We start from the raw sequence: 4,187 nt of genomic DNA, 5'->3' as shown, positions 1-4,187 counted from the left end.
GTGCAATTCGGCCTGTTCGACTCGCCGATCGCGCTGATCCTGGTCTACCCCACCTTCCTGGTGCCGTTCTGCACCTGGCTGCTGATCGGCTATTTCAAGTCGATCCCCTACGAGCTCGAGGAGTGTGCGCTGGTGGACGGCGCGACGCGGCTCCAGATCCTGCGGCGGATCACGTTGCCGCTGGCAGTGCCCGGCCTGATCTCGGCCGGCATCTTCTCCTTCACGCTGTCCTGGAACGAGTTCATCTACGCGCTCGCCTTCATCCAGAGCGGCGCCAACAAGACCGTGCCGGTCGCGATCCTGACCGAGCTCGTCACCGGCGACGTCTACCAGTGGGGCGCGCTGATGGCGGGCTCGCTGCTGGGCTCGCTGCCGGTGGCGATCTTCTACTCGCTGTTCGTGGATTACTACGTGTCGTCGCTGACGGGCGCGGTGAAGGAGTAGCAGAACTAGGCCAGCCGCGCCTTGAGGCGCGGCGTGGCCCAATCCAGAAATGCGCGGAGCTTGAGCGGAGCGGGCTTTCGCTCCGCGTAGATGATATGCACGGGCCAGGGCGCCTGCTCGAATTCCTCCAGCATGAGGACGAGCTTGCCGCAACGTCGTGCAGCCTCCATCTTGTAGGACATCACGCGCGTGACGCCGGCGCCTGCGACGGCCGCTTCGACCGCCGCTTCCGAGTCGCTCACCGTCAATCTCGACCGTATCGGCACCGTGACCTCGCTGCCGTCCTTGACGAACTTCCAGCTCTTTTGCGCCGCATGGCTGTCGACGCCGATACAATCGTGCGACGCCAGATCGGCGGGCTCAATCGGATGACCCCGCTTTGCGAGGTATCCCGGACTGGCACAGAGCACGAACCGGACCGAGCCGACCCGGGTCGCGATCAGGTTGCTGTCGGGCAGACTGCCGATTCGAATCGACACATCGATGTTGTCGTGGACGGTGTCGACGATGCGATCGGTGAGGACGAGCCGCAGCGCGACCTCGGGATAAGCCTCCATGAACTCGAGCGCGATCGGCAGAAGATGCATGTGGCCGAGGCCCCACGGCGCCGTGACCGCGAGATCGCCCCTCGGACTTCTGTACTCGCCGGAAACCTCCCTCTCGGCATCGTCCACCTGCGCGATGATCCGCTTGCAGGCCTCGATGTAGGATCTTCCCGCATCGGTCAGCGCCATCTGGCGCGACGACCTCTGAAACAGCTGGGCATTCAGCCGCGCCTCGAGCTCGGCAACCGTTCGGCTGACCGTTGCGACCGGCATGCTAAGGCGCCGCGAGGCTGCCGAGAAGCTTCCTGTGTCATTGACGGCGATGATGACCGACATCGCCTCCAGCCGGTCCATCAGACGCGTCTTTCCGTAACCTGAGAAGTTGCTTCTCGATTTTATGGGCTGATCCCGCCGGTCGCAATCGTTTACGCGAAGCTCGCTGCGGACTTTGGAATGGACGGCTGGAAGGTGCCTGGAAAATAATCATGACCAACGAGAACAACACACATCCATCGGCCGGCCTCGATCGCCGGCACCTCGTCCTCGGCTTGTCCGGCGTTGCCGTTGCCGCGGCTGCGCCGGCTGCCGCGGCGAAACCACAACGCGATCAGGCCAAAGCCGCAGCCTATCCGGTCACATACCATCGGACCAGGACCGTCGACGGGATCAAGATCTTCTACAGGGAGGCTGGGCCGAAGGAGGCACCGGTGGTGCTGCTCCTGCACGGCTTTCCGACGTCATCGCACATGTTCCGCAACCTGATTCCCGCGCTGGCCGACCGGTACCATGTGATCGCTCCCGACTACCCCGGTTACGGGCAGAGCGACATGCCGCCACGGGCGACATTCAAGTATACGTTCGATCGTTTCGGCGAGCTCGTCGACGGATTGCTCGACCAGCTCGGCGTCAAGCGCTACGCGATGTACGTCATGGACTACGGCGCGCCAGTCGGCTGGCGGCTGGCGCTGAAGCATCCTGAACGCATCAGCGGCCTCGTCGTCCAGAACGGCAACGCCTACGACGAAGGCCTGAAGGAGTTCTGGAATCCGATCAAGCAGTACTGGGCCGACGGGTCAGACGCGAGCCGTCAGGCGCTGATGAAGCTGCTGACGCTGGAGACGACCAAATTCCAATACACCGACGGCATGTCCGACGTGAGCCGCATCTCGCCCGACAACTGGGTCCATGACCAGGCTCTGCTGGACCGTCCCGGCAACAACGAGATCCAGCTGGACATGTTCTACGACTACCGGACCAATCTGCCGCTGTACCCGGCAGTGCAGGCCTACTTCCGCAAGCACAAGCCGCCGACGCTGATCGTGTGGGGCAAGAACGACTTTATCTTCCCGGCCGACGGCGCTCATCCTTACAAACGCGACCTGCCCCAGGTCGAGTTTCATCTCATCAACTCCGGCCACTTCCTGCTCGAGGACAGGTTCGACGAGGTCACGCCGCTGATTCGCGATTTCCTCGCCCGCAAGATTGCCTGACATCGAACCGGCCTCCGCGAGGTCGCCGCGGCGACCTCGCCAATCCAGACAGGGACAACGCTGCGGCCTTTGGCCCAGCTTCACAAAACTGCAATCTGCCGTCCGCATAAGCGTTGCGTCCACCAACAGGAGACGCACATGCGCGCGACTTTTCTCAGCACCGTCGCAACGATCGTTCTCGCCGCGAGCGCCGCGCTCGCGCAGAGCGAGGGCGAATTCCCGGCCAAGCTCGCCGGCCACGTGGTGATGCCGGCGGAGACTTTCATCGACGCCCCGGCTGACGCCCCCGCCGACCTCAAATCGGCAGGCAAATACACCACCGGCAAGCGGGTCGACGCCCTCGGCACCGTCATGGGCAAGTCCTACGAGCGTCCCACCGGCGTGTCGCTACCGTTCAAGGGCCAGCCGCTGCAGGGCCATTCCGGCATCAAGACCATGCCCGACGGCAGCTTCTGGGTCGTCATCGACAACGGCATGGGTGCGCGCGCCAACTCGCCGGACTCGATGCTGTACCTGAACCGCTACAAGATGGACTGGGCCAGCGGCAAGATCGAGCGGCTGGAGACCATCTTCCTGCACGATCCCGACAAGAAGGTGCCCTTCCGCATCCTGCATGAGGATACCCAGAAGCGCTATCTCACCGGCTCCGACTTCGACACCGAAGGTTTCCAGATCATCGGCGATACCTTCTGGATCGGCGACGAGTTCGGCCCCTACATCCTGAAGGCCGACAAGACCGGCAAGGTTCTCGGCGTGTTCGACACGGTCGCCGACGGCAAGCCGGTGCGCTCGCCGGACAATTGGGCGGTGGGGACGCCGGCTGCGCCGGGCGCGACCTACACCAACGTCAACCTCCGCCGCTCCAAGGGCTATGAGGGCTTTGCCGCGTCGAAGGACGGCAAGTTCCTCTACGGCCTGCTCGAAGGACCGCTGTGGGACGCCGAGAAGAAGGAGTGGGAGAAGGTCGACGGCAAGGAAGCCGCCCGCATCCTCGAATTCGACGTCGCCGCGGAAAAATTCACCGGCCGCTATTGGCACTATGTGTTCGAGCAGAACGGCAACGCCATCGGCGACTTCAACATGATCGACCCGACGGCGGGCCTCATCATCGAGCGCGACAACGGCGAAGGCACCGCTGACAAGGCCTGCCCGCAAGGCACTCGCGGCGAGAACTGCTTCCCTGACCTCGCCAAGTTCAAGCGCGTCTACAAGATCGAGCTCTCCGACGCCAATGTCGGCAAGCCCGTGCGCAAGATCGGCTATATCGACCTGATGAAGATCAGGGATCCCGACAAGAAGGCGAGGAAGCCGCTCAACGACGGCGTCTACACCTTCCCCTTCTTCACCATCGAAAACGTCGACCGCGTCGACGACACCCACATCATCGTCGGCAACGACAACAACCTGCCGTTCTCCTCCAGCCGCGATCCCAACAAGGCCGACGACAACGAGTTCGTGCTGCTGGCCGTGCCGGAGCTCCTGAAGGCGCGCTGACATGCGAGGGAGTGGGCGCTTCGGCGCCCATTCCTTCCCCGATGCACCGGATGGGTCGCTGACGGCTGAGGCCCGGAACCGGCCGCGACGCCGGCTGCCGGCCCGCCAGATCACGGCTCAGCTTGTAAAATCGGCCGAATAGGCCTATCTCAGCAGTGTCGACTTTGGCCGGACGACTGGGCCGCTCCGCCTCTTCAGGCGCACGCTTCAGACT

General features: G+C 63.5%; 4 protein-coding genes. 3 read left to right on the top strand and 1 reads right to left on the bottom strand.

Annotated features, from left to right (window positions below; translation table 11 throughout):
- Positions 1-444, top strand: a 444-nt coding sequence (locus tag JHD07_RS34240) for a carbohydrate ABC transporter permease (protein ID WP_291630204.1), incomplete at its 5' end; no start/stop codon positions are given.
- A 5-nt stretch (positions 445-449) separates the two neighbouring features.
- Here JHD07_RS34240 and JHD07_RS34235 read toward each other — a convergent pair.
- Positions 450-1,343, bottom strand: a complete 894-nt coding sequence (locus JHD07_RS34235) for a LysR family transcriptional regulator (protein ID WP_291630202.1) — start codon at positions 1,341-1,343, stop codon at positions 450-452.
- A 131-nt stretch (positions 1,344-1,474) separates the two neighbouring features.
- Here JHD07_RS34235 and JHD07_RS34230 point away from each other — a divergent pair, with 131 nt between their 5' ends.
- Both JHD07_RS34230 and JHD07_RS34225 read left to right on the top strand, forming a co-directional pair.
- A complete protein-coding gene (locus JHD07_RS34230) occupies positions 1,475-2,479 on the top strand; it encodes an alpha/beta hydrolase (RefSeq protein ID WP_291630200.1) in 1,005 nt (334 codons plus the stop codon).
- A 138-nt stretch (positions 2,480-2,617) separates the two neighbouring features.
- Entirely contained in the window at positions 2,618-3,973 is a 1,356-nt protein-coding gene (locus JHD07_RS34225; RefSeq protein WP_291630198.1) for an esterase-like activity of phytase family protein, read from the top strand.
- The last annotated feature ends 214 nt before the right edge of the window (positions 3,974-4,187 follow it).

This window comes from Bradyrhizobium sp., from assembly GCF_016462955.1.
GTDB lineage: Bacteria > Pseudomonadota > Alphaproteobacteria > Rhizobiales > Xanthobacteraceae > Bradyrhizobium.
This window is presented reverse-complemented; position numbering and strand designations above follow the sequence as displayed.

Coding starts and splice junctions, on each gene's coding strand:
- JHD07_RS34235 (WP_291630202.1), bottom strand. CDS start 1,343: ATGGACCGGCTGGAGGCGATGTCGGTCATCATCGCCGTCAATGACACA.
- JHD07_RS34230 (WP_291630200.1), top strand. CDS start 1,475: ATGACCAACGAGAACAACACACATCCATCGGCCGGCCTCGATCGCCGG.
- JHD07_RS34225 (WP_291630198.1), top strand. CDS start 2,618: ATGCGCGCGACTTTTCTCAGCACCGTCGCAACGATCGTTCTCGCCGCG.